The following is a 15,651-nucleotide window of genomic DNA, read 5'->3' as shown; positions in this document are numbered from 1 at the left end:
CTCCTCGTCGTCAGACCCAAAACCCCGAGAGGGGACGGAAACTTGAACACGGAGCCGTGCACATGCCGTGGCTCAGGGGTGTCGTCAGACCCAAAACCCCGAGAGGGGACGGAAACAACACCTCAGTAGCACGTCATACGCCGACCAATCATCAGGTCGTCAGACCCAAAACCCCGAGAGGGGACGGAAACTTTTCTGACCACTTGTGCGGGATTAGCGGGCTTAGGTCGTCAGACCCAAAACCCCGAGAGGGGACGGAAACACCAATGCGTCGTCATTTCCGGCTTCAATTTCAGCCTGTCGTCAGACCCAAAACCCCGAGAGGGGACGGAAACCTGAGGAGAGCGAGTACTCGGGGCTGCCGTCTGCGCTGGTCGTCAGACCCAAAACCCCGAGAGGGGACGGAAACACGACGTTAGGGCATGCAGCATGCCGTCCCCGTTTTTGAGTCGTCAGACCCAAAACCCCGAGAGGGGACGGAAACTGCTCTTGAGCAACGCCATCATCCGGCGCCGCAGCTCCGCGTCGTCAGACCCAAAACCCCGAGAGGGGACGGAAACGCGTGAAACCGCCCCCAGCCTCGCCGGGGCCGCCTAGGTCGTCAGACCCAAAACCCCGAGAGGGGACGGAAACACTCGGAATCCCATGTGCTGACAGCGGATTCGCATGTCGTCAGACCCAAAACCCCGAGAGGGGACGGAAACCGGGCAGCGTTCGACACCCGCTCTAGTTGACTTCCGGGTCGTCAGACCCAAAACCCCGAGAGGGGACGGAAACCAGGTGAGCAACGGCGGCGGCAACCTGGCGGCCACGGGTCGGTCGTCAGACCCAAAACCCCGAGAGGGGACGGAAACATGGGATATCTGCTGCCCGCCCGGGGAGATGCTGTCCGAGGTCGTCAGACCCAAAACCCCGAGAGGGGACGGAAACTTCGTCGACCATCATTGCCATTCCCTCTCCCCACGTGTCGTCAGACCCAAAACCCCGAGAGGGGACGGAAACTTGCGCCAACCCTTTCGGTGTGATGCGGATGGTCGGCTCGGGTCGTCAGACCCAAAACCCCGAGAGGGGACGGAAACCTTGAATAACGCGCAGTGAATTTCGCGGATCAGACCCAAAACCCCGAGAGGGGACGGAAACATTCGCACGAGTTCCCGTCAGCGTCGTAAATCGCCAGTCGTCAGACCCAAAACCCCGAGAGGGGACGGAAACCCGGCAACAATCGCGCCGGCCCGCGCGGATGACTCCGGTCGTCAGACCCAAAACCCCGAGAGGGGACGGAAACCGCATGGACCCGGGCGAGCTGCAGATGGTCCGGGAGGTCGTCAGACCCAAAACCCCGAGAGGGGACGGAAACTGGATTGCGCTAACTGGCTTGGCGCTGATCCTGGTGGTCGTCAGACCCAAAACCCCGAGAGGGGACGGAAACTCCACATCGATTTCCTTGACCTCGCCAGGAGAGAAGATCACGTCGTCAGACCCAAAACCCCGAGAGAGGACGGAAACTCGTCGACGATCGCGTCGATGTCGATGTCCCAATCGTCGAGTCGTCAGACCCAAAACCCCGAGAGGGGACGGAAACTTGGAGCGTGTCACCGCAGACGGCACGATTGAGACAAGTCGTCAGACCCAAAACCCCGAGAGGGGACGGAAACCCTCAGCTCAGCATCGCTGATGCGGTCCAGCTCGTCCGTGTCGTCAGACCCAAAACCCCGAGAGGGGACGGAAACCCAACCTCACCGCCTGCTGGGTGAGACGTGCTCGCCGCGAGTCGTCAGACCCAAAACCCTGAACCGCCCCGGCATGTCCGGAGACTCCAGTTCTTGGAAAGGATGGGGTCATGTCAGGTGGTTCATCGAGGAGGTACCCGCCGGAGCTGCGTGAGCGGGCGGTGCGGATGGTCGCAGAGATCCGCGGTCAGCACGATTCGGAGTGGGCAGCGATCAGTGAGGTCGCCCGTCTACTTGGTGTTGGCTGCGCGGAGACGGTGCGTAAGTGGGTGCGCCAGGCGCAGGTCGATGCCGGCGCACGGCCCGGGACCACGACCGAAGAATCCGCTGAGCTGAAGCGCTTGCGGCGGGACAACGCCGAATTGCGAAGGGCGAACGCGATTTTAAAGACCGCGTCGGCTTTCTTCGCGGCCGAGCTCGACCGGCCAGCACGCTAATTACCCGGTTCATCGCCGATCATCAGGGCCACCGCGAGGGCCCCGATGGTTTGCGGTGGGGTGTCGAGTCGATCTGCACACAGCTGACCGAGCTGGGTGTGCCGATCGCCCCATCGACCTACTACGACCACATCAACCGGGAGCCCAGCCGCCGCGAGCTGCGCGATGGCGAACTCAAGGAGCACATCAGCCGCGTCCACGCCGCCAACTACGGTGTTTACGGTGCCCGCAAAGTGTGGCTAACCCTGAACCGTGAGGGCATCGAGGTGGCCAGATGCACCGTCGAACGGCTGATGACCAAACTCGGCCTGTCCGGGACCACCCGCGGCAAAGCCCGCAGGACCACGATCGCTGATCCGGCCACAGCCCGTCCCGCCGATCTCGTCCAGCGCCGCTTCGGACCACCAGCACCTAACCGGCTGTGGGTAGCAGACCTCACCTATGTGTCGACCTGGGCAGGGTTCGCCTACGTGGCCTTTGTCACCGACGCCTACGCTCGCAGGATCCTGGGCTGGCGGGTCGCTTCCACGATGGCCACCTCCATGGTCCTCGACGCGATCGAGCAAGCCATCTGGACCCGCCAACAAGAAGGCGTACTCGACCTGAAAGACGTTATCCACCATACGGATAGGGGATCTCAGTACACATCGATCCGGTTCAGCGAGCGGCTCGCCGAGGCAGGCATCCAACCGTCGGTCGGAGCGGTCGGAAGCTCCTATGACAATGCACTAGCCGAGACGATCAACGGCCTATACAAGACCGAGCTGATCAAACCCGGCAAGCCCTGGCGGTCCATCGAGGATGTCGAGTTGGCCACCGCGCGCTGGGTCGACTGGTTCAACCATCGCCGCCTCTACCAGTACTGCGGCGACGTCCCGCCGGTCGAACTCGAGGCTGCCTACTACGCTCAACGCCAGAGACCAGCCGCCGGCTGAGGTCTCAGATCAGAGAGTCTCCGGACTCACCGGGGCGGTTCACCCCGAGAGGGGACGGAAACTCGGGGAGCCGATCAGCGACCACCGCACCCTGTCAGTCGTCAGACCCAAAACCCCGAGAGGGGACGGAAACCTTCAGCACCACCATCATCCGGCGCCTCAGCTCAGCATGTCGTCAGACCCAAAACCCCGAGAGGGGACGGAAACCCTTCGACGCCGGATTCGTGATCTCTTCCCGCGGATAGGTCGTCAGACCCAAAACCCCGAGAGGGGACGGAAACTGCCCCGGCGTTTAGCGATCACAACACCAACTAATGGTCGTCAGACCCAAAACCCCGAGAGGGGACGGAAACTCGACACCGACATGACGGCGGTGCCGCACTTGACGCAGTCGTCAGACCCAAAACCCCGAGAGGGGACGGAAACGCGGATGGTGGGCAAGTTGGCGCTGGGGTCTGAGTCAAGTCGTCAGACCCAAAACCCCGAGAGGGGACGGAAACCTGCATCCGGAAAGTCCGTACGCTCGAAACGCTTCCAACGTGTCGTCAGACCCAAAACCCCGAGAGGGGACGGAAACTCGAAATCCAGCACCACATCCGCAGCTGCGGCATGCTCCCGAAGTCGTCAGACCCAAAACCCCGAGAGGGGACGGAAACTCAATAACACTTTTTTTGAGCGTGGCGCGGTTGAGAGTGTCGTCAGACCCAAAACCCCGAGAGGGGACGGAAACCCTCGCAGAAAAGGGCATCGATCATGAGAGTTGCGTTGATGTCGTCAGACCCAAAACCCCGAGAGGGGACGGAAACAATGCTGGCGACGATTTTCGCTGTTGTGGTTCTCATTGTCGTCAGACCCAAAACCCCGAGAGGGGACGGAAACGCACACCAGCACCTCCCTTGACAATCCGGCAGATCAGACGTCGTCAGACCCAAAACCCCGAGAGGGGACGGAAACTCGCGGGCTCTGGCCTAAGGGTGCTGACTTCGCCTGTAGTCGTCAGACCCAAAACCCCGAGAGGGGACGGAAACCCGACGACGAGCAGCGGCATACAGAGCCACGGATACGCCAGGTCGTCAGACCCAAAACCCCGAGAGGGGACGGAAACTTGCATCCACTCGTCGCCGACACGGCGGACTTCCGCGAGTCGTCAGACCCAAAACCCCGAGAGGGGACGGAAACTGGTAATTGCGTCACGGCGCGCCTGGCGGGCCGATTGTCGTCAGACCCAAAACCCCGAGAGGGGACGGAAACACCATCCGACGCAGGCACCGAAGTCGATGACAAGCCGTCGTCAGACCCAAAACCCCGAGAGGGGACGGAAACCTGACGGCACGGAGCTTTCCGGCTTCTATCAGGTAGTCGTCAGACCCAAAACCCCGAGAGGGGACGGAAACCCTCATGGTGGGACATGGACGAGCGCGACTATCGGGGTCGTCAGACCCAAAACCCCGAGAGGGGACGGAAACTGGACGCAGAATCGCACCGGGTGCGGGAGGTGCAGCAGTCGTCAGACCCAAAACCCCGAGAGGGGACGGAAACGCATATCGCCCGCCACACCACAGCCACGCTACTGCTCCATGTCCTCAGACCCAAAACCCCGAGAGGGGACGGAAACACACCGCCGATGACAGCTATGTCCGAGTGACATCCTCCCAGTCGTCAGACCCAAAACCACGAGAGGGGACGGAAACTTGAACCGCCCTTCGCGCGGTGTTTCGGCCGTGCCCGAGTCGTCAGACCCAAAACCCCGAGAGGGGACGGAAACTACGACGACTGGGTCGCCACCGCGTCTGTTGACCGGCATTCAGGATGAGCATGATGGCGGCGTTGACGGTGAGGACGTTTGGTCATGAAATGACCCCGCCGGGAGATGTCCGGCGGGGTCGGTGGTGTTCGGGGTGTCGGTGTGGTGTTCAGTCTGCCGTGACTTCGGCGATGGCGGTGCGGGTGGTGGATTCGTCGACGATGGCCTTGTCGGCGGCGAAGGCGGCGACGAGGGCTTGCAGGGCGAGGTTGTTGACCGCGCGGGGGTAGCCCCGGCTGGTCTGGTGGATCAACCCGATGGCGTCGTCGGAGAACAGGGCATCGTCGCGTCCGGCTAGCTTGAGGTGGTGGCGTAGGTAGCTGCCGGTGTTGGTGTCGGTCATGGGCGGCATGGCATATCGGAGTCCGATGCGCTGGTCAAGCGCGGCGAGCACGCCGAGTTTCATCCGCCGCCGCAGGGTGGGTTGGCCGATGAGCAGGCAGGCGAACGGGCTTGACGAGTCGAGGTCGTGATTTGTCAAGAGCCGCAACGCCTCCAGTTGGTCATAGCCGAGCAGGTGCGCTTCCTCGACGACCACGACGGGGGTGCGTCCGCGCTCGGCTTGTTCGGCGGCTAGCGCGTCGGCGGCCTGTGGGGCCAGGGTGGCGTGGTGGGTGAGGGGTTGTCCGCCGAGCGAGGCGACGATGCGGTGGTGGATGCCCTGGACGCCGACGGTGGGGTCGGGCAGGTAGATGACGGTGTGGCGGCTGCGATCCAGGCTCGCTAGTGCGGCGCGCACGGCGACGGTCTTGCCGGCGCCGACTTCGCCGGTGATGACGCCGATGCGGCGGTCGGCGATGCACCAGCCGATGCGGGCGACCGCTTCGTTGTGCGCGCTGTGGCGATGCAGCATGCCCGGTGCCAGATCGCGGCCGAATGGCATGCGCGAAAAACCGTAATACGAGATCAGTTTGTGCATCATTTCGGTTGGGCCTCCTGGCCGGTGAGCAGGTCGAGCTGGCCGGGGATCTGATCGGCAGCCCCGGTGAGGGCGGTGTAGTTGACGCCGCGGGCGAGTTCGGCTGCGTGCGCGGTCTCGATTAACTGCGCGTAGTCGATGCCGCTGGGTTTGGGCGGTGCGGTGGGGGTTTCGGGTTTGGCTTTCGGGTGTGAATGGCGCCCGATGTGATACGGAATGGCCCGCCCCATCGGCGCGCCGGCCAGCCGCACCTCGATGCGGGTCAAATCGAACGGGTCGAACACCAACTCCACTTTCCGGCCGACCAGCGCCGGGTCGATCTCGTAGCGGTTGCCGTGCAGCGAGACGGTGGCGGTCTTGGTCACGCGGCGGTGCTCCTCCCACAGGAAGGCCTCGGTGAGCGTCTCGGGGGCGGGCAGCGGGATGGGGCCGCCGGCTGACCAGCGGGCCAGCGGGGTCTGCCCGGTTTCGGAATGCACGCTGCGGTGATAAACCGTTTCGACCCAGGCCGTAAACAGCCGATTCAACTCGGCCAGATCAGCGACGTAATGTCGGCCGACGACGTCGGGTTCGCCGGTGATCTCGACCAGGAACTGCTCGCGCACGGTGCGGAAGAACCTCTCTATCTTGCCCCTGCCTTGCGGCCGACCTGGCGTGGAATGAACAAGGCGCACACCGAGTTTCGCGCATGCCCGCAACAACCACGCATCCACATAGGGCGAGCCGTTATCGACATACACCGCGTTGGGCACGCCGCGGGAGGCCAGCGCCGGGCGCAGTGCGGCGGCCAGCCGCACCGTGTCCTCGGCATGGCCCCACCGGTAGCCGGGCACCAACCGGGAATGGTCGTCTAAGAACGCGAACAGATAGGTCTTGCGGAGATCAATCCGTATGCCGTGCAACACATCCCCGGTCCACAGGGCGTTCGGGTGCTCGGCTTCGAACCGGCCGAACACCGCCGGCGCCGACCCGGTGGTGGCGCCGGTGAGCCCGAGCCGGTGGAAGTTGCGTTGCAGGGTGCGTTCATCGGGCGCCCAGCCCAACTGGGTACGCAGGATCCGCCGGATTGCCGCCGCCGTGCGCTGCGGGTTTTCCCGCCGCAGCGCCACCGCCAGCTCCAGCACCTCGGCCGGGGTACGCGGTGTGCACTGGCGTGGGTTGGGCACCAGCGCGTCGAACCCGCCGGCCCGCCAGCCCCGGATCCAGCGGTCGATGGTTTGGCGGCTGATGCGCACCCGCCGCCCGAACGGATCGGTGTGCTCGCGTGAGGCCAACTCGCGCACCATCTTTCCCCGCTGCTTGGTGGAATGCGCCGCATCGGCGGCCTCCCAAATCAACTGGTAGCGAAACAACCCGATCGCCCTCGCGCGCTCCGCGCGCACCTTCTCCTCGTCATCGCCGACCGCCACCGGCCGCTCCTTTCCATTTGCTGTCTGTCAAAACACACGACAGCGCACAGGTTTACGGCCCGATCGACGGCTACGGCAGGGTCGACTCGTGTTGCACCCACTCGCCGGGCCAGCCCGGCGCCAACAACCGCCCACCTGACACCGCTACCGCGGTCTCAGCCAGCGACACCGTGGGCAGCGAAAACCGGCGCCCGATGGCAGCTGCGAGCGCGCCGATCGCCACCACCGCATCGACGAACCCGCCGCCACCTGCATCCGGCATCACCGGATCGGCATCGACCGCGCACAGCCACACCGTGAACACCGACCGCACCGCCTCGACACGCTCGGCAAACCGGCGCAGCCAGCCCCGCACCGTCTCCGCCGGGCGAGCCACATCCGTGGCGATCCGGCGGAACCCGACCCGGCTGGTGGCCTTCGCCGCCAGCGCCGACACGATCACCGCCGCCGTGTCGGCGCGGCGCAGCAACGCGCTCACCGGCAACAACACATGCGTCACCCCGCACCCGGTGCACCGCGACCGACGCGGGCACAACTCCACCGGACCAGCCGGGCCGCGTAACTGCCGCGACCGAGCCCGGCCCCAGCCCGCCAGCACACCCCCGCAAGACGGGCAGCTCAGCTCACCGGCCGCCAGCCGACGCTCGACTTGATCGACATCTGCTTCTACGGTGACCACTGCGCCTCCAAGCGCACACAGGCGGCCCTCCCGTAGCACTCCGGCAAGAGACGACGGGAGGGCCGTCGCCTACCAATGACCTGATCACCGAGCCGCCCCGGCACTACAAACAACAAACCCGGGTACGGCAAGCCCCCGCGCTGCTCACCGTCAGCGCCGGAACCGGTGTCCCTGTCGTACTAGAGGAACTGGCCAAACTAGGCCGCACCCTGTGGCGCTGCCGCCACGATGTGCTGGCCTACTTCGACCACCACGCGTCCAACGGGCCCACCGAAGCCATCAACGGACGACTGGAAGCCCTATGCCGTAACGCCCTCGGATTCAGAAACCTCACCCACTACCGAATCCGTTCACTACTGCACTGCGGCAACCTGGCTCAGCTGATCCATGCACTCTGATTCCGGAAGAGCCATTAAAGCTCATCGGTTCCACTCCACCAGCTTCATCCGCACGTCGACACCTGGTCCGAGCTTCTGCTTGAGGCCCTGCATAAAACCCCACTGACGCACCGCCTGGTCAGCCAAACGCCGACATAGCCGCTCCACTGCGTCGACCGGCTGGTTTTCATAGTCGCTATCACCGCGCGTATCCAACGTGTCCGTCGCGGAAGCGACCGGTCCCTCGTTCTCTAGCAGCAGCACCGCGAGCTGACGCTTGTCCACCAGCACCACCCACCGCATCTGTGCGAGCAGTTTGGGGAGCGTCGTATCGTCCCTGGCTGCGTACGTCATGTGCGTTCCTGCCTAAGCTCCTTCAGTCCCACGCGAATACCAGCCCGGCCGCGCTCCCGATGCACGGTAGGCGCCTGGTGCTGGCAATAGTTGGTGTCAAGCGATTATCGGTATATCGGCCACGTCTCTAAGTATGCGTCAATTGCTCGTTCGATTTTCAACCCATAATCATTCGGAACCCAATCAGGTCCAAAGGTCTTCATCAAGGCGTCGGAAAGCACGTCGATAACAGCGTCGCTCTGTTCGTTGGTTGGCTTCTCTGTGCGCCGAAGCTCGTCGAAGAGAGCGGGATTACGATTCTCTAATTCTTGCTCGATCACGGGACGGTGCTCCGTTGAAATAGCATCGAGAACGTTGCTCACGGATTTCTCCATCCAGCCCGGCTGTTCGCCCAGGCGGTTACCACTTGGCCATCTTTGTTTAGGACCACTGTTGCGTCTTTCCCAACGTACACGTAAGCGCCTCTACCAAGCTCATCCACTTTAAACTGGGGCGGCCCAACAGGATTCGCAACAGCATCCGAGGTGCCTCACGTAGAAGTGAGCGCGAAGCGTGGCTGGTGCCTCACGCATAGTGAGCGCGTGGGGGGCTTGTATTACTTCGCCTTGGCCAATCGGTTGATTGACGGTTGCAATGATTGCAGGTCGATGTGGCGGGCGGTGGCCAGGGCCTCGGTCTTGGTCTTGGCCAGGTCGAGCAGCTGCATTTGGATCGCGTTGATCTGGCGGGTCAGATCGGCCGGGTTGAAGCCTTCGATTCGGGCGGCCACGGTCGAGAGTTGCTGTGCATCAAGGACGCCCGATGCCTGCAGGCGCTGCCATGGGGTGGCCGGCTTGTCATAGATGCGCTTGCGGCGACCGTTGACGGTGCTGGTGTAGCCGACGGGCTTTTTGGTCGGGGTGAAGAAGTTGCACCGCAGCGACACCAACGGCCATAGCCGGTTGAGCAGCTCCAGCTCTTCGCCGGTGTCATAGCGCCAGTAGAACGCGTGTTTGCGCACCACATGATTGTTCTTGGACTCGACATGGGCCTGGTCGTTCTTCTGGTACGGCCGCGAGCGAGTCTGGGCGATGTCGCGGGCCTGCAGCCAGCCGGCGACGTCGTGATTGATGAACTCGCCCCCGCAGTCCGAATCGAAAACCGTCATCGGGAATGGGAACCGCTGCTGGCACTCCTTGATGCCCTCGAGGATCCACTTGGCCGCGTTGTTGCGGATCGAGGCGTTCTCGGTCCAGCCGGTCACCAGATCAGTCATCGTCAGGGTGCGGGCGAACTCGCCGATTAGACTCGGGCCGCAGTGCGCCACAGTGTCGGCCTCGATCACCCCCGGGACCTTGGGCGCCTCATCCGAACAGGTGTGGATGGTGATCGAATTACGCAGCAATGGTGAGGGTTTGGTTGTCGAGATGCCTTTGATGCGCATCCGCTCGCGGGCGGGTTTGAGGTAGCGGTCCACGGTGGCCGCGCTCATCGCCTTCAACTCCGCCACCGCCGCTTCGGTGGCGAACGGCTTGTCAAGATCACCGGCGGCGGCCACAAGCGGCAGCCACAGCTCGAGCATCACCACCAGGTACTTGCCGCACGGCATGCCCATCAAGGCCCACACGTGCTCTAAAAGCGCCCTGGCGTCGTCACTGAAGCCCCGCGCCCGCAGCCTGCGCCCGTCGACCTGCTCGGCCGGCTCCGGCAGCCCCGGGCCGGTCAGCATCCGCCGGGCCGTCGAACGACCCATCCCGGTGGTGGACACCACCCGATCCAGGATCTTGGTCTTATCCGCCTTCGATGCCGAAGTGCCTCACTTAAAAGTGAGCGCGAAGTAGGTGTGGCTGGTGGGCAGTTTCCTCGTGTCCCGCCGCCGCGACACGGTGACCGTCGGCTGGCACACGAGCCGTGGGGTTGGCGGCCGACGACGGCGCTGGTCAGGTGTGCCGGAACCGGTCGATGATCGCTATTGCCGGTTGATATGGCGCTTGCCGGACCAGCCCCGGTAGCCGATGTAGCCCATCAACACGGCGAGGCCTCCGGTACTGATCAGGCCCAGCGTCGAGCCGTGGGTGCACACATTTAGCACGAACAGCGCCAGGAACAACACCGTCATCACTGAGTAGAACGCCGGGCCGTACCGGGGGTTGGTTTTCACGTGCGCGTCCTCACCGCCCGGGCTGGAAAGCCATCAGGGAGTGTCCCTGCGGCCCAGTGCGGCATGCGATTCGCCCCTGGTAGGGCTGTCGCCTTCAACTCGGCCACCGACGCCTCGGTGACGAGCGGCTTGTCAAGATCACCGGCAGCGGTCAACAGCGGCAACCACAGGTCATGCATGACCACCAGGTACTTGCCGCACGGCATGCCCATCAAGGCCCACACGTGCTCCAGCAGCGCCCTGGCTTCGTCGCTGAAGCCCCGAGGCCGAAGGCTACGCCCGTCGACCTGCTCGGCCGGGCCCGGCAACCTCGGGCCGGTCAACATCTGCCGCGCCGTCGAGCGGCCCATCCCCGTGGTGGCCACCACCGGATCCAAAATCTTGCCGTTGTCCCTCCCCATCACCGACGACAACAACAACGAGGCCATTCGAGGCGATCGATCGGCAGCACGTCGCCAAGCGACGATAGCGCTTCATACTCCCAGCGCCCGCGCGATGTCGCTGATCCGCCGGTAGAGGCGTCGACCCTCGAGGGGCAAGAAGCCGTGGTGACCGTAGAACTCGGCGGCGCGGTCGTCGATGGCGTCGACGACCAGGGCGCGGGCGCCGTAGTGCCGGGCACCGGCCACGGATCGGATGAGGGCATCGAGGAGAAGATCGCCACCGAGACCGGTGCCTTGCTCCTGCCGGTCGAGCGCCAGGCGAGCGAGGACGAGCACTGGGATCGGGTCGGGTCGGGTTGGCCCCGGCCCGGCCGCGATGGCACCCGGATCCGCTCGATGCTCCCCATGGCGAGCGCGTAGAACCCAACTACCCGCCGGCCTCGACAGAGCACCCACGTAGCGGCCGTGCCGGCGGCAGCCGCGACGGGCGCGACTCGGCGCAGCCAGTGGTCGAGAACCTCAACATCGCTGGAGAAGCGCGCCGTGTCGTGCCGGTCCGGGTCCAACAGCTCGACGGGGCCGAGCGCGGGGGTGCTCAATGGGGGGGAATGCGGCTCTTCCGTCTGGCGAGGCGCACCAATTCGGGAGCCGCCTCGTCGGGCTCGTCGAGCGCGGCGACGAAGCGGCGGAAAGCGGCCTCGGACAGCTCGATCCGGTTGGCCCGGGCCAAGAGATCGTGGGCGTGGTCGACCGCGGCGGACAATACGAACCCCGACAGGCTCTGGCCGGTGAGCGCGGCGGCGTGGCGAAGGGCCTGCTCCTGTTCAGGAGACAGGCGGAAGTTGAGGCGACCAGTCAGAGTCTCGGGCATGTACGTAATGTAGACGTACTTCGTCGACGTCTGATCGGTGTTGATGCGGCGAGAAGCGTTTCTCCGTGGCGGCCGAACGAGGTTCTGTTGTTCCCGACGTTCGCGCATCGCCACTCCGAGCGCGTCCGGCTGGTCGGAGTAACTCAGTTCCGCGGCCTCGGTGCGCAGTCCGACTAGGCTCGGGCAGGTCATGGCACGTCAACCTCTGGAGCAGCGGGTGGCCCGGGCGGCGCAGGCGGCGCTGGCCCGACAGCGGTTCGTCAGCGCGATCGATGTGCTGCTCGGCCTGGGCTGGCTGGCGCCCTCGCATGTCGACCAGTGGCGGCAGGGCCGCGTCGACTCGCTGGAGCAAGTCGTACAGGCCAACCTCAGCAAGATCACCGCCGTGATGGCCGCGTTGCGGCGCTGGGCCCGCGACCGGGGGCTCAACCCGTCGGAGACCGATTACGTCGCTCGCACTCGGGACCGCCGTCGGCTGCGGTTCAGCGTCACCGGCGAGGACGCCATCGAGCGCGCGTATCGCACGCATTGGGTGTCGCCGGAGCTCTCGGAGCGTGCGGTCGCGCGGCAGAGCCGGCGCCCCGATTTGGTCGTGATCATGCCGGTCAACGACTGGTCATGCGCGTCGTGTGGCGGCAGCGGTGACCTGATGTTCCTTGAGGACGCGGGGCCGTTGTGCCTGGACTGCGCGGACCTTGGCCATCTGGTCTTCTTGCCGTCCGGGGACGCCGCGCTTACCCGCCGGGCCAAGCGGGCGAGCCGGCTTTCGGCGGTGGTGGTGCGGTGGAGCCGGGCGCGTAAGCGATACGAGCGTCAGGGCATCCTGGTCGAGGCGGAGGCGCTGGAGCGCGCCGAAAACGAGTGCCTCGCCGATGCGGAGGTGCGCGCCCGCCGCCGGGAGCGCGACGAGGCGCGACGGGCCAACGAGGACCTGCGTCTGCAAGCCGAATTCGGCGCCGCGATTCGCACGCTGTTCCCGAACTGCCCGGCCGGCCGGGCCGAGGCGATCGCCCGCCACGCGGCCACCCGCGGCAGCGGCAGGATCGGACGTAGCGCGGCCGGACGGGCGCTCGATCCCGAAGCGGTGAGGCTGGCCGTCGCGGCGTCGGTGCGGCATATCGACACTTCGTTCGACGAACTGCTGATGTCGGGTGTCGACCGGGAAACGGCGCGGCACCGGGTGGGTGAGCACGTCGAGGAAGTGCTGCGCGACTGGCGCGCGACCAGCCGCTGAACCTATTACTACCTAGGTACGACCCTGGTAGCATCTTAGGTTGTGAAGTTGAGCGTGAGCCTGTCCGATGACGACGTCGCGATCCTGGACGCATATGTGAAACGAGCGGGATTACCATCCCGCTCCGCCGGCCTGCAGCATGCGATCCGCGTGCTTCGCTACCCCACGCTCGAAGATGACTATGCCAACGCATGGCAAGAATGGTCGGCAGCCGGCGACACGGACGCGTGGGAGCAGACCGTCGGCGACGGAGTCGGTGATGCGCCGCGGTGAGATTTGGCAGGTCGATCTCGACCCCGCTCGAGGTAGCGAAGCGAACAACCAGCGCCCCGCCGTCGTCGTCAGCAACGACCGGGCCAACGCGACCGCCACGCGTCTTGGGCGCGGCGTCATCACCGTCGTGCCGGTGACGAGCAACATCGCCAAGGTCTATCCGTTTCAGGTGTTGTTGTCGGCCACCACTACTGGTCTCCAGGTCGACTGCAAGGCGCAGGCCGAGCAAATCAGATCGATTGCTACCGAGCGGTTGCTCCGGCCAATCGGCCGAGTTTCAGCCGCCGAACTTGCCCAGCTCGATGAGGCTTTGAAACTGCATCTCGACTTATGGTCGTAGCTCTCGCAGGTTCCGCGTCGGGGAGACCACTGGGCACGCGCCGCTGGACGGGCTCGGGTTATCGGCCGGGTCGCCGCCCGGGTCCGCCGCACCACCAGCCGTTAGCCGACGGGCAGCAGCAGCCGGGAGCGCCCGAAATGCACCGCGTGGGTAGCCGGCTTGAGCTGCCGTCCGGTGAGTATCGGTTCCGGGGTGCCGAGGTTTCGCGCATAGCGGGGAAACCAACTACCGGCGATCAGCACCCGGATGCGGGAGTCGGCGCGGAATCGGTGGGCGATGGCGTCCAGCTCGACGCGGACCAGCTCCGGCGCGTCACCAAGGCGCCGGTAGCCGTCGCTGACATTGCGGGACCGGCCCTTCGCGTCCACCTCGCTGACCCGAACGAACACGTCGACGTAGGGGTTGTCCGAGCTGTGCACCAGCTCGACGACGGGGTTTCCGTGCACGCAGAGGTCGTGGGTGAGGGGCGCCCCGGTGAAGCACAGCACATCGGCGCGCGTGGCCAGCCGGCTGTCGTCGCGGTAACCGCCGTTGGATGACAGTAGCGGACCACCGGTGGTCGGTGTCGGGTCGGCGGGGTGGTAGCGAAACGTCGCCGGTGGCGTGCCGGAAGCCGGAGCGCTCTCACCCAGGCGGCCACCGGGCTGCAGGTACCACGCCCGCTCGGTGGTCGCCGGAGGCCAGTCCGGCAGGTGCCGCCAGCCCTGGCCGGTGACGAAGACCCGCACCGGGCTGGGGCGCAGCGCCGGCGCCCGGCCGAGGTGGGCGTCCAACCAGTCCAACGATTCCCGAGCGCCGGTGGCCAGCCCCTTGGTGAGCATCTGGGTGTGTGTCCAGGGACCGACCGTCAGCGCGACGTGCACACCCCGGTCGCGCAGGTGCCGGTACTGCTGCAGCGTCTGCCGCAGGAAGATGTCCTGCCAGCCGCCGACGAGCAGCACCGGGACCTGGACGCGGTCCAACGCGGCGGGAAACCGCAGTCGGTCCCAGAACGGATCGTCGCGGTCGGTGTGTTCCACCCAGGATTCGAACCACGGCGCACCCGTGCCGAGCAGCGTCCGGGCCGACTCACCCAGCGGCAACGTGGCGGCCGTCCGCGCCACCCGTCGCGGCGCGGTGAGCTGGCGGATTCCGGCCCGGATGCGACCGGGGTCTTCCTGGTGGGAAACCAGATCGCTCCAGCCCAGGAAGTCGTTGACCGTAAACGATCCGGTGCCCCACACCGAGGCCCGGAAGTCGTGCGGCCCCACCGTGATCACGGCCGCGGCCAGCTCCGGGGGCGGATCGTGCAGCAACGCCCACTGGGTGAAACCCAGATAGGGCAGGCCGATGGTGCCGAACCGGCCGGTGAACCAGGGCTGTTCACGCAGCCACGCCACCGTATCGGCGCCGTCGGCGGCCTCGTTGACCATGGGCTCGAACACGCCACCGGACCCGAACGTCCCGCGCACGCTCTGCAGCACGACGTGATAACCGCGGGCGGCGTAAATCCTGGCAAACACCAGCGAAAACGGAAACCGGCGCCCGTATGGCCCACGCACCAGCAGGGTGCCGACGGGCTGCGACGTGGCGGGTGCGTAGTGGTCGGCCACCAGCTGGACGCCGTCGCGCATCGGGACTCGGACGTGACCGACGGTGTAGCGGGTGGTTGCGCGGGGCAGACCCAACAGTCCGCCCAGGGCCTGCCCACCGACTCGTCCGGTCAGGGCGCGCAGCTTGGGCCGCTCGGGCCGAGCGGAGGTGGTACTCACGACGCCCAGGGTAGG

15 protein-coding genes, 2 pseudogenes and 2 CRISPR repeat arrays (1 of these 19 running past the window's edge) are annotated in these 15,651 nt (G+C 65.5%); of the genes and pseudogenes, 6 read left to right on the top strand and 11 right to left on the bottom strand.

Going from position 1 to position 15,651, the window contains the following annotated elements; translation table 11 throughout:
- Positions 1-1,730: a CRISPR direct-repeat array (repeat unit 36 nt; unit sequence GTCGTCAGACCCAAAACCCCGAGAGGGGACGGAAAC); it reaches 584 nt to the left of the window's first position.
- Between the two features lie 110 nt (positions 1,731-1,840).
- Positions 1,841-3,102 (top strand): IS3-like element IS6110/IS987 family transposase gene (locus FF952_RS14865; protein WP_087902221.1). Its coding sequence is split into 2 segments (ribosomal slippage): positions 1,841-2,129 and positions 2,129-3,102, totalling 1,263 coding nucleotides; the frame shifts between segments, so codons are not numbered across the junction.
- Positions 3,103-3,199: 97 nt separating this feature from the next.
- Positions 3,200-4,867: direct repeats of the CRISPR family, unit length 36 nt; unit sequence GTCGTCAGACCCAAAACCCCGAGAGGGGACGGAAAC.
- A gap of 148 nt (positions 4,868-5,015) precedes the next feature.
- On the opposite strand, the gene FF952_RS14860 is transcribed toward FF952_RS14865, so the two are convergent.
- From FF952_RS14860 to FF952_RS14850, 3 genes are all read right to left on the bottom strand, one after another.
- Positions 5,016-5,828 (bottom strand): ExeA family protein, encoded by an 813-nt coding sequence (locus FF952_RS14860; RefSeq protein WP_003414201.1) that lies wholly within the window; start codon positions 5,826-5,828, stop codon positions 5,016-5,018.
- Positions 5,825-7,234, bottom strand: a complete 1,410-nt coding sequence (locus tag FF952_RS14855) for a DDE-type integrase/transposase/recombinase (RefSeq protein WP_003414198.1) — start codon at positions 7,232-7,234, stop codon at positions 5,825-5,827. Before FF952_RS14855 ends, FF952_RS14860 begins: the two co-directional genes overlap by 4 nt.
- 70 nt (positions 7,235-7,304) lie before the next feature.
- Positions 7,305-7,913: a hypothetical protein gene (locus FF952_RS14850; RefSeq protein WP_003414195.1), complete on the bottom strand. Its 609-nt coding sequence runs from the start codon at positions 7,911-7,913 to the stop codon at positions 7,305-7,307.
- Between the two features lie 158 nt (positions 7,914-8,071).
- Between FF952_RS14850 and FF952_RS14845 the strand changes: the two are divergent.
- Positions 8,072-8,311: pseudogene (locus FF952_RS14845) on the top strand (transposase); the annotation flags it as partial.
- Between the two features lie 21 nt (positions 8,312-8,332).
- Here FF952_RS14845 and FF952_RS14840 read toward each other — a convergent pair.
- From FF952_RS14840 to FF952_RS14820, 6 genes and pseudogenes are all read right to left on the bottom strand, one after another.
- Positions 8,333-8,644 (bottom strand): hypothetical protein, encoded by a 312-nt coding sequence (locus FF952_RS14840; RefSeq protein ID WP_003414190.1) that lies wholly within the window; start codon positions 8,642-8,644, stop codon positions 8,333-8,335.
- 104 nt (positions 8,645-8,748) lie between these two features.
- Positions 8,749-9,006, bottom strand: coding sequence for a hypothetical protein (locus FF952_RS14835; protein ID WP_003899489.1), 258 nt, complete (start codon positions 9,004-9,006; stop codon positions 8,749-8,751).
- Between the two features lie 233 nt (positions 9,007-9,239).
- A complete protein-coding gene (locus FF952_RS20835) occupies positions 9,240-10,067 on the bottom strand; it encodes an integrase catalytic domain-containing protein (protein WP_323755006.1) in 828 nt (275 codons plus the stop codon).
- Positions 10,068-10,091: 24 nt separating this feature from the next.
- A pseudogene (locus FF952_RS14830) lies at positions 10,092-10,376 on the bottom strand (integrase catalytic domain-containing protein); the annotation flags it as partial.
- Between the two features lie 216 nt (positions 10,377-10,592).
- Complete coding sequence (locus FF952_RS14825) at positions 10,593-10,784, bottom strand: hypothetical protein (protein ID WP_003414184.1); 192 nt, start codon at positions 10,782-10,784, stop codon at positions 10,593-10,595.
- A complete protein-coding gene (locus tag FF952_RS14820; protein WP_003414181.1) occupies positions 10,781-11,185 on the bottom strand; it encodes a hypothetical protein in 405 nt (134 codons plus the stop codon). Before FF952_RS14820 ends, FF952_RS14825 begins: the two co-directional genes overlap by 4 nt.
- 147 nt (positions 11,186-11,332) lie before the next feature.
- Between FF952_RS14820 and FF952_RS14815 the strand changes: the two genes are divergently transcribed.
- On the top strand, positions 11,333-11,587 hold the full coding sequence (locus FF952_RS14815) for a hypothetical protein (protein ID WP_003917684.1): 255 nt from the start codon (positions 11,333-11,335) through the stop codon (positions 11,585-11,587).
- Between the two features lie 175 nt (positions 11,588-11,762).
- On the opposite strand, the gene FF952_RS14810 is transcribed toward FF952_RS14815, so the two are convergent.
- Positions 11,763-12,230 carry a type II toxin-antitoxin system TacA family antitoxin gene (locus FF952_RS14810; protein ID WP_003414177.1) on the bottom strand — a complete coding sequence of 156 codons (468 nt, stop codon included), beginning with the start codon at positions 12,228-12,230 and terminating at the stop codon, positions 11,763-11,765.
- On the opposite strand from FF952_RS14810, the gene FF952_RS14805 reads away from it, so the two are divergent.
- Genes FF952_RS14805 through mazF9 form a run of 3 tightly spaced genes read left to right on the top strand, consistent with a single transcriptional unit; the run spans position 12,229 to position 13,885 of the window.
- Positions 12,229-13,272 carry a DUF2293 domain-containing protein gene (locus FF952_RS14805; protein ID WP_003414172.1) on the top strand — a complete coding sequence of 348 codons (1,044 nt, stop codon included), beginning with the start codon at positions 12,229-12,231 and terminating at the stop codon, positions 13,270-13,272. The genes FF952_RS14810 and FF952_RS14805 overlap by 2 nt on opposite strands.
- A gap of 42 nt (positions 13,273-13,314) precedes the next feature.
- Positions 13,315-13,545 carry a type II toxin-antitoxin system antitoxin MazE9 gene (gene mazE9 / locus FF952_RS14800; RefSeq protein ID WP_003901465.1) on the top strand — a complete coding sequence of 77 codons (231 nt, stop codon included), beginning with the start codon at positions 13,315-13,317 and terminating at the stop codon, positions 13,543-13,545.
- Positions 13,529-13,885 carry a type II toxin-antitoxin system toxin endoribonuclease MazF9 gene (mazF9, locus tag FF952_RS14795; RefSeq protein ID WP_003414166.1) on the top strand — a complete coding sequence of 119 codons (357 nt, stop codon included), beginning with the start codon at positions 13,529-13,531 and terminating at the stop codon, positions 13,883-13,885. The genes mazE9 and mazF9 overlap by 17 nt, the downstream gene beginning before the upstream one ends.
- Before the next feature lie 101 nt (positions 13,886-13,986).
- On the opposite strand, the gene FF952_RS14790 is transcribed toward mazF9, so the two are convergent.
- Positions 13,987-15,636, bottom strand: a complete 1,650-nt coding sequence (locus FF952_RS14790) for a CocE/NonD family hydrolase (RefSeq protein ID WP_003899485.1) — start codon at positions 15,634-15,636, stop codon at positions 13,987-13,989.
- Positions 15,637-15,651: the final 15 nt, after the last annotated feature.

Source organism: Mycobacterium tuberculosis complex sp. N0072 (genome assembly GCF_030323725.1).
Taxonomy (GTDB): Bacteria; Actinomycetota; Actinomycetes; order Mycobacteriales; family Mycobacteriaceae; genus Mycobacterium; species Mycobacterium tuberculosis.
This window is presented reverse-complemented; position numbering and strand designations above follow the sequence as displayed.